Raw genomic sequence first — 26,457 nt, forward strand, 5'->3', positions numbered from 1 at the left:
GTCAGCGGTGCGCGCCGCCCCGCGCCGCGGACGGCAGCGCCGCGGGCTCGACCAGCCGGAGCGCCCAGCGGTAGTGGCTCACCGCCTTGACGACGCCGAGCAGGCCGGTGAGCCAGAGGATCAGACCCAGGCCCATCAGCAGGACGACCCCGGCCAGGGTGTCGCCCGGCCGTGCGTACGCCGGGGCCGTGAAGGACAGCCACAGGCCGTACGCGCACAGCAGGAACGACGGCAGGAACCAGCACAGGCTCAGGGCCGGTGCGCCGTAGCGGGCGTCGCCGGCCGCGTCATGGGCCAGCGCGCTCCACTGCCGCAGCCGCTCCCACAGCTCCATCTCGTGCGCGATGCCGAAGCCGGCGACCACGCCCGTCGGGATCATGCAGGCGAGTCCGACGAAGCCGAGGACCGCGGCGAAGAAGTGGCTGAACACGTCCTGCTCCTGCTCGAACGTCTGCAGTGCCGCGCCGAAGATCGCCCACCCGGCCGCGAACCCGGCCACCACCAGCCACAGCAGCAGCAGCCGCTTCGGGTCGATGCTCAGCCGGAACAGTTCGCCCATCGCCCGCCGCCGGTCGGCGAGCAGCGCCTCCCGATCGGGCCAGCAGCGTATGTCGGCAGGCGGCGGAGGAGGAGGCAGGACACGGCGCGGCATGGCGACGAGGCTACCGGGCGCAATCGGCGGCCCTGGCCAACAGCAGTTCCCGCTCACGGGCGTTGCGGGTCAGCGACGCCGCACGCTCGAACTCCGCCCGCGCCTCCTCCCGCCGGCCGAGCCGGGTCAGCAGGTCGCCGCGGACGCTCGGCAGCAAGTGGTAGTCCTTGAGCGCCGGTTCATCGGTGAGGGCGTCGGCCAGCGCCAGGCCGGCCTCGGGGCCCTCCGCCATGGAGACGGCCACCGCCCGGTTCAGTTCGACCACCGGGGACGGCTTCAGGGCCGCCAACTGCCCGTACAGGGCGGCGATCATCGCCCAGTCGGTGTCCTCGTACCGCGCGGCCTGCGCGTGGCACGCGGCGATCGCGGCCTGGACGGCGTACGGGCCGTACGGGCCGCCGCCCGCCCGGTGCAGCGCCTCGACACCGCGGCGGATCAGCAGCCGGTTCCACTTGGCGCGGTTCTGGTCGGCGAGCAGCACCGGCTCTCCCGACGGGCCGGTCCGGGCCGGGATGCGGGACGCCTGGATCTCCAGCAGCGCCGCCAGGCCGTGCACTTCCGGCTCGTCCGGCATCAGCCCGGCCAGTACGCGGGCCAGCCGCAGCGCGTCCTCGCACAGCGCGGGGCGCACGAGGTCGTCACCGGCGGTCGCCGAGTAACCCTCGTTGAAGATCAGGTAGATGACGTCGAGCACCGAGCCGAGCCGGGCCGCACGGTCAGCTCCGTACGGCACCTCGAAGGGCACGCCCGCCTTCGCCAGCGACCGCTTCGCCCGGACGATGCGCTGGGCGACGGTCGGCTCCGCGGCCAGGAAGGCGCGGGCGATCTCCTCGGTGGTCAGACCGCCGAGGAGTTTCAGCGTGAGAGCGATCCGCGCGTCGGTCGACAGCACCGGATGGCAGGCGGTGAAGATCAGCCGCAGCAGGTCGTCGTCGATGTCCTCGGGGTCCGACGGCTCGACGGGCGGCCCGACGTCCTCCAGCGCGCGGCCGACCTCCGCGAGCTTGCGGGCGTACGTCTCCTTGCGGCGTACGAGATCGATGGCGCGGTGCTTGGCGGTGGCCATGAGCCAGGCTCCCGGCCGCTCCGGGACGCCCGACTCCGGCCACTGCTCCAGCGCGGCGACCAGAGCGTCCTGCGCGATCTCCTCGGCGATGCCCACGTCCCGCACTGTGCGGGCGACACCGGCGATGATCCGCGCCGACTCGATCCTGAATACCGCTTCCACTGCGCCTGCTGCCGTCACGGCCACCCATCAGAGCAGCCGGCACGGAGCACCGGCAAGCTCAGCCCTCGTCGATCTGGCGGACCTCGCAGGTGATCGTCCACTCCTTGGGGTGGACCTCCAGGAAACGCTTCGCCCATTCGAGGGCCTCGGCCTTGTCCTTGCACTGCATCATCGCGTAGCCGCCGACGACTTCCTTGGTCTCGGTGAAGGGGCCGTCGGTGCAGGACACCTTGCCGTCGGACCACGTGACCCGGGTGCCCTGGGCCGTCGGGGTGAGACCGGCGGTGTCCAGCATGACCCCGGCCTTGGTGATCTCTTCCAGCAGAGCGCTCATGCGCTCGTCGAAGCCCTCGGGGAAACCGTCCTCGGGGATCTGGTTCTCGTCGATGCGGATCATCGAAAGGAAGCGGGGCACGGTGACTCCTCGGTCCGTGAGGCGGGGCCGTTCCCCGCCTCTCACCCATGCGTCGAACGGGGCACCGCCCGATCGACACCGTCGCCGAAGTTTTTCCGAGAAATCTTCAGGGGAGCGATTCGAAGCGCCAGCGGTGCACCGGGCGGGTGACCAAATCGTCGGCCGGTTCGGGAAGTTCCGGCAGGTCGGCGGCCATGTCGGCGGCCTCCCACCAGGTGATGACCAGGACCCGGTCCTGCCCCGCCCGCAGCGTGTCGCGGCGCAGGGGCTCCCGCGCGAGCTCCTGGGCGCGGGCCCACTCCAGCAGCTCCGCGCCCCGCTCCGGCACGGCGCGGGCCTCCCACATCAGGGCGACGACGGTCATGAGTACAGGTTGTCCTTGCTGACCTCGTGCACATGGTCGTGGCCGTGCGCGCCGGGCACATGGGGCTCCGTCACCGGCAGTGAGGAGTCGGCCGACAGCTCCCAGTCGGAGGCGGGCCGGTTCCGGGCGACCATCTCGGCGCCCAGCGCCGCCACCATCGCCCCGTTGTCCGTGCACAGCTTCGGCCGCGGCACCCGCAGCCTGATCCCGGCCCGCTCGCACCGCTCCTCCGCGAGGGCCCGCAGCCGGGAGTTGGCCGCCACGCCGCCGCCGATCATCAGATGGTCGACGCCCTGGTCCCGGCAGGCGCGCACCGCCTTACGGGTCAGCACGTCGACGACCGCCTCCTGGAAGGAGGCCGCCACGTCCCGCACCGGCACCTCCTCGCCCGCCGCCCGCCTGGCCTCGATCCAGCGCGCCACGGCCGTCTTCAGACCGGAGAAGGAGAAGTCGTACGCCGGGTCCCTGGAGCCGCTCAGTCCGCGCGGGAACGCGATCGCCTCGGGGTCGCCCTCCTTGGCCAGCCGGTCGATCACCGGACCGCCGGGGAAGCCCAGGTCCAGCACCCGCGCGATCTTGTCGAAGGCCTCGCCGGCCGCGTCGTCGATCGTCGCGCCCATGGGCCGTACGTCGCTGGTGATGTCGGGCGCCAGCAGCAGCGAGGAGTGCCCGCCGGAGACCAGCAGCGCCATCGTCGGCTCGGGCAGCGGGCCGTGCTCCAGCTGGTCGACGCAGATGTGCGAGGCCAGGTGGTTCACCCCGTACAGCGGCTTGCCCAGGGCGTACGCGTACGCCTTCGCCGCCGAGACGCCCACCAGCAGCGCGCCGGCGAGACCGGGGCCCGCCGTGACCGCGATGCCGTCGAGGTCGCGCGCGCCGACGCCGGCCGTCTTCAGGGCGCGCTCGATGGTCGGAACCATCGCCTCCAGATGCGCGCGCGAGGCGATCTCCGGCACGACGCCGCCGAAGCGGGCGTGGGTGTCGACACTCGAGGCGACCTCGTCGGCGAGCAGTGTCGTGCCGCGGACGATGCCGACGCCGGTCTCGTCGCAGGAGGTCTCGATGCCGAGTACGAGCGGTTCGTCAGCCATCAGTTGGTCTCTGTTCCTTGTACGGTCAGTCGCATGACGAGGGCGTCGATGTTGCCGGGCTGGTAGTAGCCGCGGCGGAATCCGATGGGCTCGAAGCCGAAACGCTCGTACAGCTTCTGGGCCCTGGTGTTGTCCACCCGCACTTCGAGCAGCACCTCGTCGCACTCGAAGGCGGTGGCGTGCTGCAGCAGGTCGGTCAGCAGCCGGGAACCGAGGCCGGTGCCCCACTGACTCCTGGCGACGGCGATGGTCTGCACGTCCCCGAGGCCGCCGGCCGCCGCGAGGCCCGCGTAACCGACGACCGTGCCGTCCGCGTCCTCCGCCACCACATAGCGGCGGGTGGCCCGCGGGCCGCGGGAGTGCGCGAGTTCGGACCAGAACATGCCGGGCGACCAGGCGTCCTCGGGGAACAGTTCGTGTTCGAGCTCCAGCACCGGCTCCAGGTCCCACCAGCGCATCTCGCGCAGCTCGGGAAGGGCGGCGCTCACTTCGGGGTGACCACCTTGTAGTTCTTCGGCACCTGCGCGTCGGGGCGGCGCAGGTACAGCGGCCGCGGCGGCAGGAACTCCTCCCCGGCCGCCAGCTTCTCGGCCGCCAGCGCCGCCAGCGCGGCGGCGCTCACCTGCTCGGGGCCGCGGGCGTCCGGGAACGTCTCCGGGTACAGCAGCGCGCCCGCGCCGACCGCGGGCAGCCCGGCGACCTGCTCCGCGATCTCGGCGGGGCGGTCCACGGCGGCGTCGGAAGTGCGGGTGCGGGCGTTCTCGTACCGCGCCCAGTAGACCTCCTTGCGCCGCGCGTCGGTCGCCACCACGAAGGGCTCGTCGAACCCGGCCTCGTACGCCAGGCCGTCCAGGGTGCACACCCCGTGCACGGGCAGGCCGAGCGCCGAGGCGAAGGTCGCGGCCGTGACCAGTCCGACCCGCAGACCCGTGTACGGTCCCGGGCCGACGCCGACCACGACACCGGTGACGGCGTCGAGCTTCACCCCGGCCTCCGCGAGCACCTTGTCGACGGCGGGCAGCAGCAGTTCCCCGTGCCGGCGCGCGTCCACACGGCTCGACGCGGCGACGACGGAAGTGCCGTCGTGGAGGGCGGCGGTGACGGCGGGCGTGGCGGTATCCATGGCGAGCAAGAGCACGCAAACAGCCTACGGCTCCGGCGAGGGAGCCATGGCGGCACCGTCGAACGGAACCACGGTGCTACCGTCACCCCGAGTACACACATTCGGGGATCCGAGAGGTGAGCAGGGTGGCACGGAGCAGCTCGGGACTCGTGGCCGGGCTCACTGCGGCAGCGTTGGCGGTCGTCGGTTTCCTCGCCTACCAGGCGTCGGCGAACGTCCCCGACGACCTCGGCGCCTCGAAGCCGCCGAGCGCCGGACCGTCGGCCACGGCCCCCGGCCCCTCGGCCTCGGCGAAGGCGAAGGACCCGCTGGCCGTCCCGGCAGGCTCGGGCACGGGCGTGCGGGTCGTGTACGCGCTCGGCGACCGGCGGGTGTGGCTCGTCGACGCGAACGAGAAGGTGAAGCGCACCTTCGAGGTCATGCCCTCGACCGTCAGCCCGAAGCCCGGCTCGTACACGGTCACCTCGCGCTCCGGCAACGTCCCCGGCTCCGACGGCGTGCCGATCGAGCACGTGGTGCGCTTCGCGAGCGTGGACGGCGTGACCATCGGCTTCAGCGCGGCCGTCGACGGCTCGATGGCCAGCCCGGACCCGACGAAGAAGACGGGCGGCGTGCGGATGAAGCCGGCCGACGGGGACGCGCTGTGGGTGTTCGCGACGATCGACTCGAAGGTGGTCGTGGTCCCGTAGGCCGGCGACTCACCCGTACGGGTGAGGGCGTACGACCGCGTACGGATCAGGCGGCGTCGCGGTGCGCGTCGCCGGCGGCGGTGCTGGTGCGCGGCGGGGTCGACACGGCGGTGGCCGCGGCGCACGACGCCAGCAGATCCCTCATCGACACGGCCGGCGCGACCGGCACCGGCCGCGTCCGGCCTGACCGCGCTTCACGCTCGGCGCTGGGCTCCGCTGCGTGCTCCGATGCCGGCATGGACGCCTCCTGGGGCTCGGGGGCGGGCGAGGTTAGGTAGACCTAACCCGGTCTCGGTCCCATGTCATCACGGGTGGCGCGGTGGGCGCAACACTTTCCCGACGTCATGTCGGGAACGTCTCCGGGTGCGGCGCTGCGCGGGCTTGTCCCGGATGTGCGGCTCCGCGGCCTGTGCCCGGCCCCCTGCCGCCCCCAGAGCGGCGGGCCGCGCTCCGCGCGGTGGCCTCAATCGCCGGCCGGGCTGACTTTGTCAGCCTCGTCTGGGCGCACCTCCCACGGCCGCCACGCCGTAGGGGGAGATTGAGGCGCGGGGCTCGGGACGGAAGCCCCGACGAGACCGGCCGGCCCAGCCCCGCGCGCTCAAGGCGCCCCACCCGGCACGGAACCGGCCACATCAAACCTCGCCGGCGATTGAGGCGCGGGGCTCGGGACGGAAGCCCCGACGAGACCGGAAAGTTCCAGCCCTGCCTGGGCTCCCACGGCCGCCAGGCCGTAGGGGGAGATTGAGGCGCGGGCCCGGGCGGAGCACTCACGCGGCGGAGCCGCACGTCCGGTACAGCGGGGAGGGGCAGGCAGGGGAACACGTCCCGCGCAGCGGCCCCGCACCCCCGGCCCGCCCGCCCGGAGGGCTACGCCGAGGCCGTCGAGAGGTCCGCGTCCGACCAGCGGGTCCCGTACCCGACGAGAGTCACCACGCGGCGGTCGTCGTCCGTGTCCCCCACCACCCGGTCGATGATCACGTGCAGGCGGTCCTCCGAGAGGTCCTCGACCTTGCCGTCGCCCCACTCCACGACGACCACGGACTCCGGCAGCGACACGTCGAGATCGAGGTCCTCCATCTCGTCGAGGCCTCCCCCGGAACCTTCGGCCCGGGGGGACCCCGAGCCCAGCCGGTACGCGTCGACGTGCACCAGCGCAGGGCCGCCCGTGAGCGACGGGTGGACGCGGGCGATGACGAACGTCGGGGACGTGACGGCGCCGCGCACCCCGAGGCCCTCGCCGAGGCCGCGGGTGAGCGTCGTCTTGCCGGCGCCCAGCTCACCCGTGAGCATCACCAGGTCGCCGGGGCGCAGCAGCTTGGCGAGGCTGCGCCCCAGGTCCTGCATCCGTTCCGGGGAGTCCACCGAGAGACGTACGGAGGAGACGGCGGCGGTCTCAGCCGCCGGGCTGTGCGGTGCTTCCATACCGACCAACGGTAGCCGCTGCCGACACCGCCCCGACCCGTACGAGAAGGTCCGCGAGCCGGTCGGTGACCGCCTCCGGGTGCTCCAGCATCACCAGGTGCCCGGCGTCCGGCACTATGACCAGCTCGGCGCCGCGCAGCACGTCGCCGATGGCCTCGCTGTGCGTGCTGGGCGTGACCAGATCCCTGTCACCCGCGAGGACGAGCACCGGCAGCTCCTGGAAGACGTCGAGCGCTTCGGCCTTGTCGTGCTCGGCGAAGGCCGGGAAGAACTCGGCGACCACGTCGATCGGCGTGGACTCGATCATCCGTTCCGCGAACCTGGCCACCGCGGGGTCGACGTCCTTCGAGGAGAACGAGTACCGCTTGATGAGCCCGGCGAACAGGTCGGCGGTGGCCCGGCGGCCCCGTTCGACGAGCTCGGCCTGGGTGCCGAGGGCCCGCAGGACGCCCGGCAGCACGCGCCGGACCGCGTTCACCCCGGCCACCGGCAGGCCGTAACTGACCTCGCCGAGCTTCCCGGAGGAGGTGCCGACGAACGCCGCGCCGACCACGCGTTCCCGCACCAGGTCGGGGTGGTGGGCCGCGAGGGCCATCATCGTCATGCCGCCCATGGAGTGGCCGACCAGGACCAGGGGTCCTTCGGGCGCCGCCGCGTCGATGACGGCCTTCAGGTCCCGGCCGAGCTGGTCGATGGTGACCGGCCGGCCGTCGGAACCGGCCTGCGACGTGCCCCGCGCCGAGCGGCCGTGGCTGCGCTGGTCCCAGTGGACCGTACGGACCAGGCCGTACAGCGCGGCGCGCTGGAAGTGCCACGAGTCCTGGTTCAGGCAGTAGCCGTGGCTGAACACGACCGTCACGGGGGCCGGCGTCTTGCGCCCGAACAGCCTGCGGCGTCGCGGTGCGGCGGCCTCCGGATCGACCTCGTCGACCTCGTAGTACAGCGCCGTGCCGTCGTCGGCCGACGCCGTCCCCGGCGTGCCGCGCAGAGCGCCGTACGGGCCTGCCGCGTCGAGCGCGAGACGGGCCTTCCTGCGCATCCCGCGACCGACGGTGAGCCGTTCGAGCGCGACACCGGCGGCGGCGCCCGCCGCGACCACGCCTATCGCCGCACCGGCGAACCCGGCGCGCCGCCAGTTGCCAGAGGCCGCCGCTGCCGCCGCGGCAGCGGCGTCGACGGCGGCCTCGGCCGCGTCCCCCGTACCGGTCTCGCTCACCGTGCAGCTCTCCTACTCGTCGGGGTGCTTCTCGGGGTGCTTCTCTGGATGCTCCGAAGGCTCGGAGTCCTCGTTCAGGTAGACGCGCGGGACCCGGGTGCCGATGCGGGTGACGATCTCGTACGCGATGGTGTCCGCGGCCCGGGCCCAGTCCTCCGCGGTCGGCTCTCCCCGGTCGCCCGGGCCGAACAGCACGGCCTCGGAGCCCTCCGGGATCCGCTGCCCGCCGAGGTCCACGACGAACTGGTCCATCGCGACCCGCCCGGCGACCCGCCGCCACTCGCCCGCGACCAGGACCGGTCCGCGGCCCGAGGCGTGGCGCGGGATGCCGTCCGCGTAGCCGACGGGGATCAGGCCGAGGGTGGTCTCGCCCTCGGTGACGTAGTGGTGGCCGTAGCTGACTCCATGGCCGGCGGGCACCTGCTTGACGAGCGCGACGGAGGCGGCGAGCGTCATCACGGGGCGCAGCCCGAAGTCGGCGGGCGTGCCCAGCTCGGGGCTGGGCGAGACGCCGTACATCGCGATGCCGGTCCGTACGAGGTCGAAGTGGGCCTCCGGGATCGTCAGCGTCGCCGGGGAGTTGGCCATGTGCCGCACCTCGGGCTCGATGCCGGCCTTCTCCGCGTGGTCGAGCAGGTCGTGGAAGACGCCCAGCTGGGCCGCGATCGAGGGGTGGCCCGGCTCGTCGGCGCACGCGAAGTGGGACCACAGGCCGGTGACGTCGACGAGACCGTCCTCCTCGGCGGCGCGGGCGGCGGCGACCAGCTCGGGCCAGTCGGCGGGCTGGCAGCCGTTGCGCCCGAGGCCGGTGTCGGCCTTGAGCTGGACACGGGCGGGGCGGCCCGCCTCCCTGGCCGCCGCGGTCACCTCTTCGAGGGCCCACATGCCGCTCACCGACATGTCGAGGCCGGCTTCGATGCCCTCGCGCCAGGGGCCGCCGGGCGTCCACAGCCAGCACATGATCCGGCCCGGCACACCGGCGTCGCGCAGAGTGAGCGCCTCGTGGGGCGTGGCCGTGCCGAGCCAGGTCGCGCCCGCCGCGAGCGCCGCACGGGCGCAGGGCACCATGCCGTGGCCGTACGCGTCCGACTTCACCACGGCCATCAGCGCGGACCGCGGGGCGCGGGCGCGTAGGGCGCGCACGTTGGCGCGCAGGGCCGCGAGGTCGATCTCGGCCCGTGCGCGCGGGGATGCGGTTCGGCGGGGCGGTGCTGTGTGACTCATCGCGCTCAGTGTCTCAGAGCCGTGCGGCCGGATCCGTACGGTGGGCGGTCGCGTGCGTCACGGCGGGGCTGCTGGCGGGCGGCCCCGGCGCCGTCAGTCGGCGCGCACGTCGCGCCACGCCGCCGGGAGCGCCGCCGCCACCTCCATCGCCGTGATCGGCGCGCCGGGCGTCGCCGCGTGACGGGCCGCCAGGCCGTGCAGATACGCGGCGGCCGAGCCCGCGTCCCGCGCGTCGAGCCCGGCGGCGAGCAGCGAGCCCGCCAGCCCTGACAGCACGTCCCCGCTGCCGGCGGTGGCCAGCCACGGCGTGCCCATCGGATTGACCCGGACCGGTGAACGCTCCCGGTCGGGCGCGGCGACCAGGGTCGTCGACCCCTTGAGCAGCACCGTGGCCCCGAAGCGCGCGGCGAGTTCGCGTACGGAGTCCAGCCGCGCGGCCTCCACCGCCTCCCGCCCCACCCCCAGCAGCGCCGCCGCCTCGCCCGCGTGCGGGGTCAGCAGGGTGGGGGCCCGCCGGCCCTGTACGGCCGCGGCGTCCAGCAGGCGCAGCCCGTCCGCGTCGACGAGCACCGGCACGTCGGAGGCGAGTACGTCCCGTACCGCGTCCGCGTCGTCGCCGAGGCCCGGGCCGACGACCCACGCCTGGACGCGGCCCGCCTTGTGCGGGGGGCCCGCGTGCACCAGCGTCTCGGGGAAGCGGGCGATCACCGCGTCCGCCGCCGGTCCGACGTACCGCACGGCCCCCGCACCGCCGCGCAGCGCGCCCGCGACCGACAGCACGGCCGCGCCCGGATAGCGCGCGGACCCGGCGACGACGCCGACGACACCGCGCCGGTACTTGTCGCTCTCGGCAGCCGGCACCGGCAGCATCCGGCCCACGTCGGCGTGTTGGAGGGCCTCAAGCTCCGGCAGGGACGGCAGATGGTCCTCCAGGCCGATGCCCACGAGCCGTACGGTGCCCGCGTACTCCTTGCCCGGATCGACGAGCAGCCCCGGCTTGTACGTCCCGAACGTGACGGTCGCGTCCGCGCGCAGCGCCTCGCCCCGTACCCGTCCGGTGTCCGCCTCGATCCCGCTGGGCAGGTCGACGGCGACGACCACGGCGTCGGAGCCGCGGGCGGCCCGGGCCACGGGCACGGCCTCCGCGCGCAGACCGCCGCGGCCGCCGATGCCGGTGATCCCGTCCAGCACCAGGTCGGCGGAGGCCAGCACCTCGAACGGGTCCTCGGCGACGTGCCCCCCGGCGGCGAGCAGCGCCGTCAGGCCACCGGGGTGGACACGGTCGCGCGCGAGCGGCACGGCGACGACGCCCGCGCCGCGTCGGGCCAGCCGGGCGCCGGCGTACAGGGCGTCGCCGCCGTTGTCGCCGCTGCCGACGAGCAGCACGATCCGCGCGCCGTACACCCTGCCCAGCAGTCCGGCACAGGCCGCGGCCAGCCCTGCGGCGGCGCGCTGCATGAGCGCGCCCTCCGGCAGGCGGGCCATCAACTGTGCCTCGGCGTGCCTCACGGTCTCCACGCTGTACGCAGTACGCATGCCCCGAGTCTGCCGCACGCCCCCTCGCCGCCGCGCTCCGCGCGGGGGTCCGGGGGCGCCGCCCCCTCGCCCCCGCGCCTCAATCGCCGGCGGGGCTGGAACTTGCCGGTCCCGTCGGGGCTCCGCACCCGGACCCCCGCGCCCCAATCGTCGGCGAGGCTGATGTCGCGGAGCGAAATCCAGCCCGGCCCGGGGGCTTCCCCCCTACGCCTGGCGGCGTGGGAGGGGCCCCACCCACGGCCGCCAGGCGTAGGGGGAATTGAGGCCACCGCGCGTAGCGCGGTACCGGGCCCGGGCGAAGCCCGGGCCGCCGCCCGGAGGGCGGTGCGCGCTCCGGGGCCTGCCCCGCCACGCGGCGGAGCCGCACATCCGGTACAGCGGGAAGGGGCGGTGAGGGGAACCCCGCCCGCCGCAGGCGCCACCGCCCCCGGCTACCCCTCCGCGATCACCACCGCCGACGCGATCCCCGCGTCATGGCTGAGCGACACGTGCCACGACCGCACGCCCAGTGCCGCCGCCCGCGCCGCGACCGTGCCGTGGACGCGGAGCAGCGGGCGCCCCGAGTCCTCGACGCACACCTCGGCATCCGTCCACAGCAACCCCCCCGGCGCGCCGAGCGCCTTCGCCAGGGCCTCCTTCGCGGCGAACCGCGCCGCGAGGGAGGCGTACCCCCGCTGTTCCCCGCTCGGGAGCAGCAGTTCCTGTTTCAGGAAGAGCCGGTCCGCCATGCCCGGCGTCCGCTTCATGGCCGCGGCGAAACGGTCGATCTCCGCCACGTCGATCCCCACCCCGATGATCATCCGACCTCACTCCACCGTCACGGATTTCGCCAGGTTCCGTGGCTGGTCCACCTCGTTGCCGCGGGCCGTCGCCAGCTCGCAGGCGAAGACCTGCAGCGGCACCGTCGCGACCATCGGCTGGAGCAGGGTCGGCGTCGCCGGGATCCGGACCAGATGGTCGGCGTACGGCACCACCGCCTCGTCCCCCTCCTCCGCGATCACGATGGTCCGGGCGCCACGGGCCCGGATCTCCTGGATATTGGACACGATCTTGTCGTGCAGCACGGAACGGCCCCGAGGCGAGGGGACGACGACCACCACCGGCAGGTCCGCGTCGATCAACGCGATCGGTCCGTGCTTGAGCTCGCCCGCCGCGAATCCCTCCGCGTGCATGTAGGCCAGCTCCTTGAGCTTCAGCGCGCCCTCCAGCGCCACGGGATAGCCCACGTGGCGCCCGAGGAACAGCACCGTCTTCTTGTGCGCCAGGGAACGGGCCAGCTCCCGTACCGGCTCCATCGTCTCCAGGACCCGTTCGACCTGGCCGGAGATCTGCGCCAGGTCGCGGACGACGGCCCGGATCTCGTCCGCCCATTTGGTGCCGCGGACCTGGCCCAGATAGAGCGCCACCAGATAGCAGGCGACGAGCTGGGTCAGGAACGCCTTCGTGGACGCGACGGCGACCTCGGGTCCGGCGTGCGTGTAGAGCACGGCGTCGGACTCCCGCGGGATCGTCGACCCGTTGGTGTTGCAGATGGCGAGGACCCTGGCGCCCTGTTCACGCGCGTGGCGCAGCGCCATCAGCGTGTCCATGGTCTCGCCGGACTGCGAGATGGCGACCACCAGCGTCCGCTGGTCGAGGATCGGGTCCCGGTAGCGGAACTCGCTCGCCAGCTCGACCTCGCACGGGATACGGGCCCAGTGCTCGATGGCGTACTTGGCGATGAGCCCCGCGTGGAACGCCGTCCCGCAGGCGACGATGACGATCTTGTCCGCCTCGCGCAGCACGGACTGCGGGATGCGCACCTCGTCGAGGGTCAGCGCCCCGGACACGTCGATGCGGCCGAGGAGCGTGTCGGCGACCGCCTTGGGCTGGTCGGCGATCTCCTTGAGCATGAAGTAGTCGTAGCCGCCCTTCTCGGCGGCTGAGGCGTCCCAGTCGACGTGGTACGAACGGACCTCCGCGGGCTCCCCGTCGAAGCCGGTGACCGTCACTCCGTCGCGGCGGAGCTCCACCACCTGGTCCTGGCCCAGTTCGATCGCGGAACGGGTGTGGGCGATGAACGCGGCCACGTCCGACGCGAGGAACGATTCCCCCTCGCCGACGCCCACCACCAGCGGTGAGTTCCGCCGGGCGCCCACCACCACGTCCGGCTCGTCCGCGTGGACGGCGACCAGCGTGAACGCGCCCTCCAGCTGTTTGCACACGGTCCGCATCGAGTCCGTGAGGTCCCCGGTGGAGGAGAAGGACTCGGCGAGGAGATGGGCGACGACCTCGGTGTCGGTCTCCGACCGCAGGTCGTTGCCGCGCTCGGCGAGTTCCGCGCGCAGGGCGGCGAAGTTCTCGATGATGCCGTTGTGGACGACGGCGACGCGGCCCGCGTTGTCCAGGTGCGGATGCGCGTTGACGTCCGTCGGGCCGCCGTGGGTGGCCCAGCGGGTATGGCCGATGCCGGTGTATCCGCTCGGCAGCGGCCGTTCGACCAGTTCCTTCTCCAGATTGACGAGCTTGCCCGCCTTCTTCGCCGCGGCGAGCCCCCCGTCGGCGAGTACCGCGACTCCGGCCGAGTCGTAGCCGCGGTACTCGAGCCGCTTCAACCCGGCGATGACCACATCGAGCGCCGACTGTCCGCCGACGTAACCCACGATTCCGCACATGTCGGCAGCCTACGGTTCCGGGCCCGCGCGGGCAGGTCAGCCGAGCTTGGCCACCTGCGCGTCGATGACGGCGGTCGGCAGCGTGGACTTCTTCCCCTCCGGCAGCTCCGCCACGTCGACCGCGGAGAAGGAGGCCAGCGTGCCGCCCCGGCGCACGACCGCAACGTTGTATCCGGCTCCGCCCCGGTCAGCGCCTGGGCCGCCGGCTCCGCGGCAGCGGACTCCTTGCCCGACGGCGTACAGCAGTGCTTCGCATGGCACGACTTCCTCGCCCTGATCGCAGCGCCCCCTCCCGAGGCGGCGGCCCACGCCTGGCCGACCTCGTATCGCTGCTGGTGAGCCGTACCCCAACCCGGTGTTCGGGCACCGTCCGGGCCGCTGCTCCGGCCCGTCACACCTTCGCCCGGTACGCCCGCATCGCCAGCGGACAGAAGACCAGCGTGATGCCGGCCGCCCACACCAGCGACCACATCACCGGTCCGGCCACGGGGCCGCCGAGGAGCAGGCCGCGGACCGCGTCGGACAGATGGGTCACCGGGTTCACGTCGCTGAAGGCCTGCAGCCAGCCCGGCATCGTGTCGACGACGACGAAGGCGCTGCTGGTGAACGTGATCGGGAAGACGAGCGTGAAGCCGAACGCCTGCACCTTCTCCGCGTCGCCCGCCAGCATCCCGATGAGCACCGCGGTCCACGAGACGGCCGCCGCGAAGACCACCAGCAGCAGCCCGCCCAGCAGGAAGCCCCCGAAGCCGCCGGTCACGCGGAAGCCGAGCAGCAGGCCGAGGCCGATCATCAGCAGCATGGCCCACACATGCTTGGTGAGGTCGGCGGCTATCCGCCCGACGAGCGGGGCGGAGCGCGTGATCGGCAGGCTGCGCAGCCGGTCGAAGACGCCTTTGGTCAGGTCGGTGTTCAGCGCCATGGCCGTGTAGATCGTCATGAAGAGGGTGTTCTGCACGATGATCCCGGGGAGCGCGTACTTCAGATACGCCTCCGGAGACCCGGCCATCTGCCCGCCCAGTACATAGGTGAACAGGAAGACGAACATGATCGGCGTGATGCTGTAGTCCACCAGCTCCAGCGGATTGTGCTTGACCGCCACCAGACTGCGCCAGGCCATCGTGAACGTCTGCCGCAGCCCGTCGAGCGGCTTCACCCTGCCGGACCGGCCGGGCGCCGCCGGCATCGTCGTCGCGGTCATGTCGAGCTCACCGCCTTCTCCCTCGCCCGCTCCGCGTCCTTCACCTGCTCCGCGTCCGTGCGCCCGGCCTCGGCCGCCTCGCGGGCGGACTCGTCGGGCTGCTCCGACTCCTGCTCGGGCTCGGCCCGGTGACCGGTCAGCGCCAGGAACACCTCGTCCAGCGACGACCGGCGCAGCGTCAGCTCGCCCACGGCTATCCCCTCGCGGTCGAGCCTGCGCACCACCGCCGGCATCAGCTCCGCGTCCTTGACGGGCACGGTGACCGACTCGCCCTCGGTCTGCGTCTGCTGCCCCGCCGTCTCCGCCACCAGCGCCCGCGTGCGCGCCAGGTCGCCGGCGGCGACCGGCCTGACCTGGAGCACCTGGCCCCCGACCTCGGACTTGAGGGCGTCCGGGGTGCCCTGGGCGATGACCCGGCCCTTGTCGATGACCACGATGTCGTCGGCGAGCTGGTCCGCCTCGTTCAGATACTGGGTGGTCAGCAGCGCGGTCGCGCCGTCGGCGATCAGGGCGCGCAGCATGTCCCACAGTTCGCCGCGGCTGTGCGGGTCCAGACCCGTGGTCGGCTCGTCCAGGAAGAGGATGCTCGGCCGGCCGACCAGGCTCGCCGCGAGGTCCAGCCGACGCCGCATGCCGCCGGAGTACGTCTTCACGGCCCGCCCTGCCGCGTCGCTGAGCCCGAACCGCTCCAGCAGCTCGGCGGCCCGCGCCCGGGCCTCCCGTCTCGGCAGTCCGAGCAGCCGGCCGATGAGCAGCAGATTCTCCGTGCCGGTCAGATTCTCGTCGACCGCCGCGTACTGCCCGGTGAGGCCGATGAGGGAGCGCACCGCACCGGCCTCGCGGACGACGTCATGGCCCGCCACGGTGGCCCGGCCCGCGTCGGGGGTGAGCAGCGTGGCGAAGATCCGAACGGCCGTCGTCTTGCCCGCCCCGTTCGGCCCGAGCAGGCCGAGCACCGAGCCGGTGCGGGCCGCCAGGTCGACACCTGCCAGCGCTTCGGTCTCCTTGAAACGTTTGGCCAGACCTTCTGCCTGGATCGCGTACGTCATAAGACACCCCTCGGGGATTTCGGACGTCGCGGGTCGTCGCCCACCTCATCCACAACTGTGACGTACGCCACTGACATTCCGGCCGGAACCGGTCGGCCGGCCCTCCCCGCGTGACCGAGCACACGACCCACAACGGTGCCGTACGCACGACAATGGCCGTGTGATCACTTCGCCGCCACGGAGCACCCACCGCCGGGCCGAGCACGCGTCGACCCCCTACGTCGACCTCACCCGCGCGGAGTGGAGCGCCCTGCGCGAGAAAACACCGCTGCCCCTCAGCGCCGAGGAGGTCGAGCGGCTCCGCGGGCTCGGCGACGTCATCGACCTCGACGAGGTCCGCGACGTCTATCTGCCGCTCTCCCGGCTGCTGAACCTCTACGTCCAGGCCACCGCCGGGCTGCGCGGCGCCCTCAACACGTTCCTCGGCGACGCGGGCAACGGCCACGGCGAGCAGCGCGGCACGCCCTTCGTCATAGGGGTCGCCGGCTCCGTCGCGGTCGGCAAGTCGACCGTCGCCCGGCTCCTCCAGGCACTGCTCGCCCGCTGGCCCGAGCACCCGCGGGTCGAGCTGGTGACCACCGACGGATTCCTGCTGCCCATGAAGGAATTGCAGGCCCGGGGGCTGACGTCACGCAAGGGCTTCCCCGAGTCGTACGACCGCCGGGCGCTGACCCGTTTCGTCGCCGACATCAAGGCCGGCAAGGACGAGGTCACCGCCCCCGTCTACTCGCACCTGATCTACGACATCGTCCCGGACGAGCGCCTGACCGTGCGCCGCCCGGACATCCTGATCGTCGAAGGGCTCAACGTCCTCCAGCCGGCGCTGCCCGGCAAGGACGGCCGGACCAGGGTCGGTCTCGCCGACTACTTCGACTTCAGCGTGTACGTGGACGCCCGGCCCGAAGACATCGAGACCTGGTATCTGAACCGGTTCCGCAAGCTGCGGGAGACGGCGTTCCAGAATCCTTCCTCCTACTTCCGGAAGTACACGCAGGTGTCCGAGGAGGAGGCGCTCGACTACGCCCGCACGATGTGGCGGACCATCAACAAGCCCAACCTGCTGGAGAATGTGGCGCCCACGCGCGGCCGGGCGGCGCTGGTGCTGCGCAAAGGGCCCGACCACAAGGTGCAGCGGCTGTCGTTGCGCAAGCTCTAGGTCTCCTCGGGACCGCCGTCCCGCACAGCACCGCGCCCGGCCCGCGACGTGAAATCGCGGTCCGGGCGCGGGTGTTGCCGTGCAGGGTTCTCAGCCCAGTGTGGACTTCACCACGTCGGCCAGCCGCCCGGCGACCGTGCGCGCCTGCTCGATGTCCGCGGCCTCGACCATGACCCGCACCAGGGGTTCCGTCCCCGAGGGACGCAGCAGCACCCGGCCGGTGGAGCCGAGCTCGCGCTCCGCCTCGCCGACCGCCTGCGACAGCTCCGCCGAGGTCCGCACCCGGGACTTGTCGACGTCCGGCACATTGATGAGCACCTGCGGCAGCCGCTGCATCACCGCGGCCAGGTCGGCCAGCGAGCGGCCGGTCGACGCGAGCCGGGACGCCAGCATCAGGCCGGTCAGCGTGCCGTCGCCGGTCGTGGCGTGGTCGAGCACGATCACATGGCCGGACTGCTCGCCGCCGAGGCCGAGGCCGTGCTCCTTCATGGCCTCCAGCACGTAACGGTCGCCGACCGCCGTCTGCACCAGCTCGACGCCCTCGCGCTCCATGGCCAGCTTGAAGCCCAGGTTGGACATGACCGTGGCGACGACGGTGTTGCCGCGCAGCGTGCCCGCCTCGCGCATGGCGAGCGCCAGCACGGCGAGGATCTGGTCGCCATCGACCTCGGCGCCCCTCGCGTCGACCGCGAGGCAGCGGTCCGCGTCGCCGTCGTGCGCGATGCCGAGGTCGGCGCCGTGCTCGACGACGGCGGCCTTCAGCAGGTCCAGGTGGGTCGAGCCGCAGCCGTCGTTGATGTTGAGGCCGTCCGGGTCCGCGCCGATCGTCACGACCTCGGCCCCGGCGCGTGCGAACGCCTCCGGCGAGACGCGGGAAGCGGCGCCGTGCGCCTCGTCGAGGACGACCTTGAGACCGTCGAGGCGGTGCGGGAGTACGGCGATGAGGTGGGCGACGTACTTGTCGAAGCCCTCGTCGTAGTCCGTCACGCGGCCCACGCCGGCGCCCGTCGGCCGGTCCCACGGCTCGCCGGTCCGGTGCTGCTCGTAGATGTGCTCGATACGGTCCTCGAGCTCGTCGGCCAGCTTGTGGCCGCCGCGGGCGAAGAACTTGATGCCGTTGTCCGGCATGGCGTTGTGACTGGCGGAGAGCATCACGCCGAGATCGGCGCCGAGCGCGCCGGTCAGGTAGGCCACCGCCGGGGTCGGCAGCACGCCGACGCGCAGTACGTCGACGCCCGCGCTCGCCAGGCCCGCCACGACGGCCGACTCCAGGAACTCTCCGGATGCGCGGGGGTCGCGGCCGACCACCGCGGTCGGGCGATGGCCCGCGAACGTGCCCGCTTCCGCGAGCACATGCGCCGCTGCGACGGACAGGCCGAGCGCGAGCTCCGCCGTCAGATCCGCGTTGGCGACGCCGCGTACACCGTCCGTACCGAAGAGTCGTCCCACTGTTGTCCTCCGAGAGTGCTGATTGCTCGAAACCGTAGTACGCCCGGGTCGGGCGATAGACGAACGCCCCGGCAGCACGGAGTGCCGCCGGGGCGAACGAGAAGCCGTACAGGTGTCTGCAGGCCGGCTTGCGCTTAGCGCTTGCTGTACTGCGGGGCCTTACGGGCCTTCTTGAGACCGGCCTTCTTGCGCTCGACCGCACGGTCGTCGCGGGAGAGGAAGCCGGCCTTCTTGAGCGCGCCGCGGTTGTTGTCCGCGTCCGCCTCGTTCAGCGCGCGGGCCACACCGAGGCGCAGGGCGCCGGCCTGGCCGGAGACGCCGCCACCCGAGATGCGGGCGATGACGTCGTAGCGGTTGTCGAGCTCGAGCACCTTGAAGGGCTCGTTGACTTCCTGCTGGTGCACCTTGTTCGGGAAGTAGTCCTCGAGGGTGCGACCGTTGATCTTCCACTTGCCGGTGCCCGGAACGATCCGGACACGGGCGATGGCGTTCTTGCGGCGGCCCAGGCCGGCGGCCGGCTGCGGCTCGCCGAAGCGGGACGCCACGGACTCGGAGGTGTACTCACCCTCGACCGGAACCTCGGTCTCGGTGGTGTACTGCTCGACGTCAACCTCTTCGAGCGGGGTCTCGGCGGTGGTCTCAGCCACGATTCTCCTCAGATTCTTTTCGTCTTAGGGGGTGGCCGGACTTACTGCGCGACCTGGGTGATCTCGAACGGGACCGGCTGCTGCGCAGCGTGCGGGTGGTTCTCGCCCGCGTAGACCTTCAGCTTCGAGAGCATCTGACGGCCCAGGGTGTTCTTCGGGAGCATGCCCTTGATGGCCTTTTCCACGGCCTTCTCGGGGCTCTTCGCGAGCAGCTCGTCGTAGCGGACGGAACGCAGACCACCCGGGTATCCGGAGTGGCGGTACGCCATCTTCTGGGTCCGCTTGTTGCCGGACAGGTGCACCTTCTCGGCGTTGATGATGATGACGAAGTCACCAGCGTCAACGTGCGGCGCGTAGATCGGCTTGTGCTTGCCCCGGAGAAGGGTAGCGGCGGTGGTCGCCAGACGGCCCAGGACGATGTCCTGCGCGTCGATGATGTGCCACTGACGCGTCACATCGCCGGGCTTGGGGCTGTACGTACGCACGGTCGTAGCCTTCGCTTCTTCAGTGAGTGTGGTCCTGACAAGGCCACCCGGACGATCACGACAGCCCTGGAGGCACACGGGGACGCAACCCGTATACCTGCCGCTGGTCATCGGCCCGGTGGACCGGCGTAAGGGCCCCTCACGTGAGATAGAGCAAGCCAATACGCATAACGAACCAGCAGAATACCCGTGGTCCCCCTGGCGGGTCAAAACGGGTCCGCCGGGCGGCCGCCGGCGCGACCGCTGCGCGGAGCGTTTCCCCTCTCCGCCCCCTTCCCATGGCCGGGACAGGCCCCGGCCCCCGGTACCGCGCTTCGCGCGGTGGCCTCACTCTCCCCCTGCGGCCCCCTGCGGCCTGGCGGCCGTGGGCGGGGGCACCTCCCACGCCGCCAGGCGCAGGGGGGCACCCCCGGGCCGGGCTGGATTCCGCTCCGCGACATCAGCCTCGCCGGCGTTTGAGGCGCGGGAGTCAGGGGGCAGCGCCCCCGGTCATGAAGGGGGCGGGGTGGGACAGGCCCGCCGCAGGCGCCGCACCGCACGCGCTACCGCGCGCGGACCACGCGGCGCTCGTCCCACACCGGCTCCGGCGTCTCCCGGACCACCCCGTCCGAGCCGAAGACCAGGTACCGGTCGAAGGAGCGCGCGAACCATCGGTCGTGCGTGACCGCGAGGACCGTGCCGTCGTACGCCTCCAGCCCCTCCTGCAGCGCCTCCGCCGACTCCAGGTCCAGGTTGTCCGTCGGCTCGTCCAGGAGCAGCGCCGTGGTGCCGGCCAGCTCCAGGAGCAGGATCTGGAAACGGGCCTGCTGCCCGCCCGAGAGCTTCTCGAACGGCTGGTCCCCCTGGCGCTCCAGCTCGTACCGCCGCAGGACCGACATCGCCCCGCCCCGGTCCTTGGCGTGTTCCGTCCACAGGATGTCGACGAGCGTGCGGCCCAGCAGCTCCGGGTGGGCGTGGGTCTGGGCGAAGTGGCCGGGGACGACCCGCGCGCCCAGCTTCCACTGCCCCGTGTGGGAGACCTCGTCCCCCGCCAGCAGCCGCAGGAAGTGGGACTTGCCCGAGCCGTTGGAGCCCAGGACCGCCACCCGCTCCCCGTAGTAGACCTCCAGGGAGAAGGGCTTCATCAGCCCGGTGAGCTCCAGCCCGGTGCAGGTGAGCGCACGCACACCGGTCCGCCCGCCGCGCAGCCGCATCCTGATGTCCTGCTCCCGCGGCGGCTCCGGCGGCGGGCCGGCCTCCTCGAACTTCTTGAAGCGGGTCTGCATCGCCCGGTACCGCGACGCCATGTCGGGGCTGTTCGCCGCCTGCTGCCGCAGCCGCAGCACCAGCGCCCTCAGCCTGGCGTGCTCCTCGTCCCAGCGGCGCTTGAGCTCCTCGAAGCGGGCGAACCGCTCCCGCCGCGCCTCGTGGAACGTGGCGAAGCCCCCGCCGTGCACCCACACGTCCGACCCGGCGGGCCCCGGCTCCACCGCCACGATCCGCTCCGCGGCCCGGGCCAGCAGCTCCCGGTCGTGGGAGACGAACAGGACCGTCTTGCGGGTCTCCTTCAGCCGGTCCTCGAGCCACCGCTTGCCCGGCACGTCGAGATAGTTGTCCGGCTCGTCGAGCAGCAACACCTCGTCGGGGCCGCGCAGCAGCGCCTCCAGCACCAGCCGCTTCTGCTCACCGCCGGACAGCGTCCGCACCTGCCGCCACTGCGCCTTCTCGTACGGCACTCCGAGCGCCGCCATGGTGCACATGTCCCACAGGGTCTCCGCCTCGTACCCGCGGGCCTCCGCCCAGTCGCTCAGCGCCTGCGCGTACCGCATCTGCGCGGCCTCGTCGTCCACGGTCATGATCGCGTGTTCGGCGGCGTCGACGGCGGCCGCCGCCTCCCTGATCCGGGGCTGGGCGACCGAGACCAGCAGGTCCCGCACGGTCCGCTCGTCACGCACCGCCCCGACGAACTGCCGCATCACCCCCAGCCCGCCGCTGACCTGCACGGATCCGCCGTGCGGCTGGATCTCGCCCGCGATCAGCCGCAGCAGTGTGGTCTTGCCCGCGCCGTTGGCCCCCACCAGCGCCGCGACCGCGCCCTCGCCCACCCGGAACGAGACGTCCGCGAGGAGCGGACGGCCGTCCGGCAGGTAGTACTCGAGATGCCCGGCCTCTACATGTCCCATGGGCCCGATTGTGAGGGCAGAGCCCGCCCCCGCCCAACAGGTTTAGGATGCGCGGCATGAGCTTTGGGCAGGGGGGGCCTCAGTGGGGTTCCGGCGGACAGCACCAGAACCCGTACAACCAGGGCCAGTACGGACAGGATCAGCACGGCCACGGCCAGTCGCCGTACGGGCAGCAGCCGTACGGCCGGGACTCCGCCGACCCGTTCGGCAGCCGGTCGGACAGTGACGCCGGCACGCCCGACTGGGCCGCGCTCGCCGAAGCCTCCGCCGCCCGGACCCGCCGCAGGCGCTGGCTCATGGTCGGCGGCGGCGCGCTGGCGACCGCGCTGATCGCCGGCGCCGTGGCGACCGCGATCGTCTCGTCCAACAAGGACAGCGACACCAACGCCTCCGACAAGAGCAGCAGTCAGCTTCCCGCGCCGCCCGACCTGCCGCAGAACACCACCGCGCCGGAGCCCTCGTTCTCCTCCGTGGCCCCGCTGCCGCCGCCGGACCCGAAGGAGTTCATATCGGACCGGAAGAAGGACACGCTGCCGCTGAGCGCCGAGACCCTCTTCCCGGGCAAGAAGCTGACGATGGGCGACCGGGTCTACGACAAGGGCGCCCTGTCCCGCACCGGCAACTGCGCCTCCGCGGTCAAGGGCGGCCTCACCGGCGCGCTGGAGAACAACGGCTGCGAGCAGGTCTTCCGCGCCACCTACAGCAAGGACGGCATCGCCGTCACGGTCGCCGTGGCCACCTTCGAGAACGCGGCCAAGGCGAAGAAGGCGCTGCAGCAGGCGTCGGGCAGCGTCGTGCCGCTGCCGGGCGCGGGCGTGTCCACCTTCTGCACGGGCGGGCCGGTCTGCCGCTCCACCTTCAACGCCTACGGCCGCTACGCCTACTTCACGACCACCGGCTACACCGGGACCAAGTCCGTCACCAAGGGCGACACCAAGGCCTTCCAGACCGGCGACGACCTAGGCGAGTTCACGTTCCGTCAGATCGTGCGCCGGGGCGAGGCGCAGGCCTCAGCCGCAGCCTCCGCAGCCGCCCAGTAGCGGCACCGGCGGCGCCACGGGCAGCGAACGCCGGTTGCGGGCCTCCTTGTTGCGCGCGGCCAGCAACGCATCGGCCGGGTAGCCGACTTCCTCCAGCGTCAGCCCGTGCGGCCGTACGACGTGGACGGCCGAATCCCGTACGCCGGCGGCCAGGACCTGTACGGGCCACGCGGCCGGCCGGTGCCCGTCGCCCACGAACAGCAGGGCGCCGACGAGCGAACGCACCATGTTGTGGCAGAAGGCGTCGGCCTTCACGGTCGCGGTGATGACCCCGGACGCGTCCCGCTCCCACGACAGCTGCTGCAGGGTGCGGATGGTCGTCGCCCCGTCGCGCTTCTTGCAGTACGCGGCGAAGTCGTGCTCCCCGACCAGACCTGCCGCGGCCTCGTTCATGGCCTCGACGTCCAACGGCCAGTCGTGCCACAGCACATGGCCGCGCAGCAGCGGGTCGACGCCGCCGGGTGCGTCGGTCACGCGGTACGCGTACCGCCGCCAGATCGCGGAGAAGCGCGCGTTGAACCCGGCGGGCGCCTCGGCCACCTTCCAGATCCGCACATCGCGCGAGAGCCGCCCGGCGAGCCGTTTCAGCAGCTTGTCCCGGTGCTCGGCCCAGACCTCCTCCGGCAGGTCCACGTGCGCCACCTGCCCGCGTGCGTGCACCCCGGCGTCCGTGCGCCCGGCGACGGTCAGCTCGTACGTCGTGCGGGAGCGCGTCACGGTGCGCAGCGCGTCCTCGATCTCGCCCTGGACGGTCCGCCGGCCGCCGGCCTGCTTGGCCCAGCCGGAGAAGTCCTTGCCGTCGTACGAAAGATCCAGCCGCAGCCGGACGTGCCCGGGCTCCACCTCGTCGCTCACGCGACCCATCCTCTCAACTCACGCGGAACGGGCCCGCCCCCGGAAGGGACGGGCCCGCTCGACGAACCTGGGATCAGGCTCAGGCGTCCTTCGCGCTGTCACCAGCCGCTTCCGCGGCGGGCTCGGCGGCCTCGTCGGACTTGGCCTCGGCGGCCGCGTCCTTCTTGAGGGCGTCTTCCTTGACCGCGCGCTTCGTGGCGGCCTCGGCCTCGTCCACGGTCGCCTTCTTCGCGATCTCGCCCTCGACGAGCTCGATCACGGCCATCGGGGCGTTGTCGCCACGACGGTTGCCGATCTTGGTGATACGGGTGTAGCCACCCGGACGCTCGGCGTAACGCGGAGCGATCTCGGTGAAGAGCGTGTGCACGATGCCCTTGTCCGTGATCGTCTGCAGCACCAGGCGACGGTTGTGGATGTCGCCCTTCTTCGCCTTGGTGATCAGGCGCTCGGCGACCGGACGCAGGCGGCGGGCCTTGGCCTCGGTCGTGGTGATGCGGCCGTGCTCGAACAGCGACTTCGCCAGGTTCGCGAGAAGAAGCTTCTCGTGAGCGGCGCTGCCACCGAAACGGGCTCCCTTGGTGGGACGCGGCATGGGGTTTCTCCTTGTGATCTGCACCGGCCGTGTCAGGTACCGGTGTCAGTGCCCTCCTGGCGGTCGCCGGAGGGTGTGCGGGGGGCCGAGGCCCCCCGCAAGCCTTCTCAGTACTGCTCGGTCTCGACGAAGCCCGCGTCCGCGTCGTCGTCGGCGCCGAAGGCGTCGGCGGCGGCGGTCGGGTCGAATCCGGGCGGGCTGTCCTTGAGCGCCAGGCCCATGCCGGCCAGCTTCGCCTTGACCTCGTCGATCGACTTCGCACCGAAGTTGCGGATGTCGAGCAGGTCGGCCTCGGAGCGCGCCACGAGCTCACCCACGGAGTGGATGCCCTCACGCTTGAGGCAGTTGTACGAGCGGACGGTGAGCTCGAGCTCCTCGATCGGCAGCGCCAGATCGGCGGCGAGGGCGGCGTCCGTGGGGGACGGGCCCATGTCGATGCCCTCGGCGTCGATGTTGAGCTCGCGGGCCAGACCGAACAGCTCGACCAGGGTCTTGCCGGCGGACGCCATGGCGTCACGCGGGCGCATGGCCTGCTTGGTCTCGACGTCGACGATCAGCTTGTCGAAGTCGGTGCGCTGCTCGACTCGGGTCGCCTCGACCTTGTAGGTGACCTTGAGGACCGGGGAGTAGATGGAGTCGACCGGGATCCGGCCGATCTCCTGGCCCACCTGCTTGTTCTGCACGGCGGAGACGTAGCCGCGACCGCGCTCGACGGTCAGCTCCATCTCGAGCTTGCCCTTGCCGTTCAGCGTGGCGAGCACCAGGTCGGGGTTGTGCACCTCGACACCGGCCGGCGGGGCGATGTCCGCGGCGGTGACCAGGCCGGGGCCCTGCTTGCGCAGGTACATCACGACGGGCTCGTCGTGCTCCGAGGAGACGACCAGCTGCTTGATGTTGAGGATGAGGTCGGTGACGTCCTCCTTGACGCCCGGCACGGTGGTGAACTCGTGCAGGACACCGTCGATGCGGATGGACGTGACGGCCGCACCCGGGATCGAGGAGAGGAGCGTACGGCGAAGGGAGTTGCCGAGCGTGTAGCCGAAGCCGGGCTCCAGCGGCTCGATGACGAACCGCGAGCGGTATTCGTCGACAACCTCTTCGGTCAGCGAGGGGCGCTGAGCGATAAGCATGGTGTTTTTCCTTCAGTCGTGGACGCCCGCTATTTGACGTCCTCTGATACAGGGTACGGGCGGTACGTCCCTTTCGGGTCGTACCGCCCGGAACACCTGGTCAAGCAGTCAAGCAGCCGTGCGTCAGACGCGGCGGCGCTTGGGGGGACGGCAGCCGTTGTGCGGCGTGGGGGTGACGTCCTGGATCGAGCCGACCTCGAGGCCGGTGGCCTGGAGGGAGCGGATCGCGGTCTCACGGCCGGAGCCGGGACCCTTGACGAAGACGTCGACCTTGCGCATGCCGTGCTCCTGCGCGCGGCGGGCGGCCGACTCGGCGGCCATCTGCGCGGCGAAGGGGGTGGACTTGCGCGAGCCCTTGAAGCCGACGTGGCCGGCGGAGGCCCAGGAGATCACGTTGCCGGTCGGGTCCGTGATGGACACGATCGTGTTGTTGAACGTGCTCTTGATGTGCGCGTGGCCGTGAGCGACGTTCTTCTTTTCCTTGCGGCGCACCTTCTTGGCAGCGCCCTGACGACCCTTGGGGGGCATCTATAACTCCTACGGGAGGTGGTCGGTCCTACAGCGAAGACCGTGGGAAATGCGGGGGCTTTGGGGGTCGCCCCCCGAAGGCCGCCGTGTCCGCTGTGGACTACTTCTTGCCCGGCTTCTTCTTGCCGGCGATGGCGCGACGCGGGCCCTTGCGGGTACGGGCGTTCGTGCTGGTGCGCTGACCGTGGACCGGCAGGCCGCGGCGGTGACGCAGACCCTGGTAGCAGCCGATCTCGACCTTGCGGCGGATGTTGGCCTGGACGTCGCGGCGGAGGTCACCCTCCGTCTGGAAGTTGGCGTCCACGTACTCGCGGATCTTGACCAGATCCTCTTCGGCCAGGTCACGAACGCGGACGTTCGGGTCGACACCGGTGGCGGCGAGGGTCTCCTGGGACCGGGTGCGCCCGATGCCGAAAACGTAGGTAAGGGCGACCTCAATACGCTTGTCGCGCGGGAGGTCAACGCCTTCAAGGCGTGCCATTCATGGCTCCTGATGTAGTCGGAGGTCTTCCGCAGAGCCGTTCCGTGGCCGCCGCCCCTTGAACAGGA

28 protein-coding genes are annotated in these 26,457 nt (G+C 72.1%); 3 read left to right on the plus strand and 25 right to left on the minus strand.

Annotated elements, in window-relative coordinates; translation table 11 throughout:
* Position 1 precedes the first annotated feature (1 nt).
* The 7 genes from ACFYOP_RS23790 to tsaB form a co-directional block, all read right to left on the minus strand.
* Positions 2 to 652, minus strand: a complete 651-nt coding sequence (locus tag ACFYOP_RS23790) for a hypothetical protein (protein ID WP_356895260.1) — start codon at positions 650 to 652, stop codon at positions 2 to 4.
* A 10-nt stretch (positions 653 to 662) separates the two neighbouring features.
* A complete protein-coding gene (locus ACFYOP_RS23795) occupies positions 663 to 1,898 on the minus strand; it encodes an RNA polymerase sigma factor (RefSeq protein WP_356895258.1) in 1,236 nt (411 codons plus the stop codon).
* Between the two features lie 40 nt (positions 1,899 to 1,938).
* Positions 1,939 to 2,295 carry a YciI family protein gene (locus ACFYOP_RS23800; RefSeq protein ID WP_356895256.1) on the minus strand — a complete coding sequence of 119 codons (357 nt, stop codon included), beginning with the start codon at positions 2,293 to 2,295 and terminating at the stop codon, positions 1,939 to 1,941.
* 106 nt (positions 2,296 to 2,401) lie between these two features.
* A complete protein-coding gene (locus ACFYOP_RS23805; RefSeq protein ID WP_356895254.1) occupies positions 2,402 to 2,659 on the minus strand; it encodes a hypothetical protein in 258 nt (85 codons plus the stop codon).
* Positions 2,656 to 3,750, minus strand: a complete 1,095-nt coding sequence (gene tsaD / locus ACFYOP_RS23810; RefSeq protein ID WP_356895252.1) for a tRNA (adenosine(37)-N6)-threonylcarbamoyltransferase complex transferase subunit TsaD — start codon at positions 3,748 to 3,750, stop codon at positions 2,656 to 2,658. The genes ACFYOP_RS23805 and tsaD overlap by 4 nt, the downstream gene beginning before the upstream one ends.
* A complete protein-coding gene (gene rimI, locus ACFYOP_RS23815) occupies positions 3,750 to 4,208 on the minus strand; it encodes a ribosomal protein S18-alanine N-acetyltransferase (RefSeq protein WP_356895511.1) in 459 nt (152 codons plus the stop codon). Before rimI ends, tsaD begins: the two co-directional genes overlap by 1 nt.
* A 26-nt stretch (positions 4,209 to 4,234) precedes the next feature.
* Positions 4,235 to 4,888: a tRNA (adenosine(37)-N6)-threonylcarbamoyltransferase complex dimerization subunit type 1 TsaB gene (gene tsaB, locus ACFYOP_RS23820; protein WP_356895250.1), complete on the minus strand. Its 654-nt coding sequence runs from the start codon at positions 4,886 to 4,888 to the stop codon at positions 4,235 to 4,237.
* 134 nt (positions 4,889 to 5,022) lie between these two features.
* On the opposite strand from tsaB, the gene ACFYOP_RS23825 reads away from it, so the two are divergent.
* On the plus strand, positions 5,023 to 5,562 hold the full coding sequence (locus ACFYOP_RS23825; protein ID WP_356895509.1) for a hypothetical protein: 540 nt from the start codon (positions 5,023 to 5,025) through the stop codon (positions 5,560 to 5,562).
* A gap of 46 nt (positions 5,563 to 5,608) precedes the next feature.
* Here the strand turns inward: ACFYOP_RS23825 and ACFYOP_RS23830 are convergent, their stop codons facing one another.
* From ACFYOP_RS23830 to ACFYOP_RS23870, 9 genes are all read right to left on the minus strand, one after another.
* Entirely contained in the window at positions 5,609 to 5,800 is a 192-nt protein-coding gene (locus tag ACFYOP_RS23830) for a hypothetical protein (protein ID WP_356895248.1), read from the minus strand.
* Positions 5,801 to 6,429: 629 nt separating this feature from the next.
* Positions 6,430 to 6,984 (minus strand): tRNA (adenosine(37)-N6)-threonylcarbamoyltransferase complex ATPase subunit type 1 TsaE, encoded by a 555-nt coding sequence (tsaE, locus tag ACFYOP_RS23835; RefSeq protein WP_356895246.1) that lies wholly within the window; start codon positions 6,982 to 6,984, stop codon positions 6,430 to 6,432.
* Positions 6,956 to 8,200 (minus strand): alpha/beta hydrolase, encoded by a 1,245-nt coding sequence (locus ACFYOP_RS23840; protein ID WP_356895243.1) that lies wholly within the window; start codon positions 8,198 to 8,200, stop codon positions 6,956 to 6,958. Before ACFYOP_RS23840 ends, tsaE begins: the two co-directional genes overlap by 29 nt.
* 12 nt (positions 8,201 to 8,212) lie before the next feature.
* On the minus strand, positions 8,213 to 9,424 hold the full coding sequence (alr, locus tag ACFYOP_RS23845; protein ID WP_356895241.1) for an alanine racemase: 1,212 nt from the start codon (positions 9,422 to 9,424) through the stop codon (positions 8,213 to 8,215).
* Positions 9,425 to 9,517: 93 nt separating this feature from the next.
* Positions 9,518 to 10,960, minus strand: a complete 1,443-nt coding sequence (locus tag ACFYOP_RS23850; RefSeq protein WP_356895239.1) for an NAD(P)H-hydrate dehydratase — start codon at positions 10,958 to 10,960, stop codon at positions 9,518 to 9,520.
* Positions 10,961 to 11,391: 431 nt separating this feature from the next.
* Entirely contained in the window at positions 11,392 to 11,760 is a 369-nt protein-coding gene (locus ACFYOP_RS23855) for a holo-ACP synthase (protein WP_356898571.1), read from the minus strand.
* A 6-nt stretch (positions 11,761 to 11,766) separates the two neighbouring features.
* Entirely contained in the window at positions 11,767 to 13,614 is a 1,848-nt protein-coding gene (gene glmS / locus ACFYOP_RS23860; RefSeq protein ID WP_356898572.1) for a glutamine--fructose-6-phosphate transaminase (isomerizing), read from the minus strand.
* 391 nt (positions 13,615 to 14,005) lie between these two features.
* Positions 14,006 to 14,815 carry an ABC transporter permease gene (locus ACFYOP_RS23865; RefSeq protein WP_356898573.1) on the minus strand — a complete coding sequence of 270 codons (810 nt, stop codon included), beginning with the start codon at positions 14,813 to 14,815 and terminating at the stop codon, positions 14,006 to 14,008.
* Positions 14,812 to 15,864 carry an ATP-binding cassette domain-containing protein gene (locus tag ACFYOP_RS23870; RefSeq protein ID WP_356898574.1) on the minus strand — a complete coding sequence of 351 codons (1,053 nt, stop codon included), beginning with the start codon at positions 15,862 to 15,864 and terminating at the stop codon, positions 14,812 to 14,814. The genes ACFYOP_RS23865 and ACFYOP_RS23870 overlap by 4 nt, the downstream gene beginning before the upstream one ends.
* A 160-nt stretch (positions 15,865 to 16,024) precedes the next feature.
* Here ACFYOP_RS23870 and coaA point away from each other — a divergent pair, with 160 nt between their 5' ends.
* Entirely contained in the window at positions 16,025 to 17,020 is a 996-nt protein-coding gene (gene coaA, locus ACFYOP_RS23875) for a type I pantothenate kinase (RefSeq protein ID WP_356898575.1), read from the plus strand.
* Positions 17,021 to 17,110: 90 nt separating this feature from the next.
* Here the strand turns inward: coaA and glmM are convergent, their stop codons facing one another.
* From glmM to ACFYOP_RS23895, 4 genes are all read right to left on the minus strand, one after another.
* Entirely contained in the window at positions 17,111 to 18,469 is a 1,359-nt protein-coding gene (gene glmM, locus ACFYOP_RS23880) for a phosphoglucosamine mutase (RefSeq protein WP_356898576.1), read from the minus strand.
* Between the two features lie 134 nt (positions 18,470 to 18,603).
* Entirely contained in the window at positions 18,604 to 19,116 is a 513-nt protein-coding gene (gene rpsI, locus ACFYOP_RS23885) for a 30S ribosomal protein S9 (RefSeq protein WP_356898577.1), read from the minus strand.
* A gap of 41 nt (positions 19,117 to 19,157) precedes the next feature.
* Entirely contained in the window at positions 19,158 to 19,601 is a 444-nt protein-coding gene (gene rplM / locus ACFYOP_RS23890; RefSeq protein ID WP_356898578.1) for a 50S ribosomal protein L13, read from the minus strand.
* 542 nt (positions 19,602 to 20,143) lie between these two features.
* Complete coding sequence (locus ACFYOP_RS23895) at positions 20,144 to 21,763, minus strand: ATP-binding cassette domain-containing protein (protein WP_356898579.1); 1,620 nt, start codon at positions 21,761 to 21,763, stop codon at positions 20,144 to 20,146.
* Positions 21,764 to 21,819: 56 nt separating this feature from the next.
* Between ACFYOP_RS23895 and ACFYOP_RS23900 the strand changes: the two genes are divergently transcribed.
* Positions 21,820 to 22,803, plus strand: a complete 984-nt coding sequence (locus tag ACFYOP_RS23900) for a hypothetical protein (RefSeq protein ID WP_356898580.1) — start codon at positions 21,820 to 21,822, stop codon at positions 22,801 to 22,803.
* Here ACFYOP_RS23900 and truA read toward each other — a convergent pair.
* The 5 genes from truA to rpsM all read right to left on the minus strand — a co-directional run bounded on the left by truA (position 22,774) and on the right by rpsM (position 26,389).
* Complete coding sequence (truA, locus tag ACFYOP_RS23905; protein WP_356898581.1) at positions 22,774 to 23,658, minus strand: tRNA pseudouridine(38-40) synthase TruA; 885 nt, start codon at positions 23,656 to 23,658, stop codon at positions 22,774 to 22,776. The genes ACFYOP_RS23900 and truA overlap by 30 nt on opposite strands.
* A gap of 79 nt (positions 23,659 to 23,737) precedes the next feature.
* Positions 23,738 to 24,250: a 50S ribosomal protein L17 gene (gene rplQ / locus ACFYOP_RS23910; RefSeq protein ID WP_356898582.1), complete on the minus strand. Its 513-nt coding sequence runs from the start codon at positions 24,248 to 24,250 to the stop codon at positions 23,738 to 23,740.
* A gap of 107 nt (positions 24,251 to 24,357) precedes the next feature.
* Positions 24,358 to 25,380 carry a DNA-directed RNA polymerase subunit alpha gene (locus ACFYOP_RS23915; RefSeq protein ID WP_003956430.1) on the minus strand — a complete coding sequence of 341 codons (1,023 nt, stop codon included), beginning with the start codon at positions 25,378 to 25,380 and terminating at the stop codon, positions 24,358 to 24,360.
* 123 nt (positions 25,381 to 25,503) lie between these two features.
* On the minus strand, positions 25,504 to 25,908 hold the full coding sequence (gene rpsK, locus ACFYOP_RS23920; protein ID WP_003948617.1) for a 30S ribosomal protein S11: 405 nt from the start codon (positions 25,906 to 25,908) through the stop codon (positions 25,504 to 25,506).
* Positions 25,909 to 26,008: 100 nt separating this feature from the next.
* Positions 26,009 to 26,389 (minus strand): 30S ribosomal protein S13, encoded by a 381-nt coding sequence (gene rpsM / locus ACFYOP_RS23925; RefSeq protein ID WP_356898583.1) that lies wholly within the window; start codon positions 26,387 to 26,389, stop codon positions 26,009 to 26,011.
* Positions 26,390 to 26,457 lie beyond the last annotated feature (68 nt).

Origin of the sequence: Streptomyces sp. NPDC006294 (genome assembly GCF_042870895.1) — a bacterium.
Classification (GTDB): Bacteria; Actinomycetota; Actinomycetes; order Streptomycetales; family Streptomycetaceae; genus Streptomyces.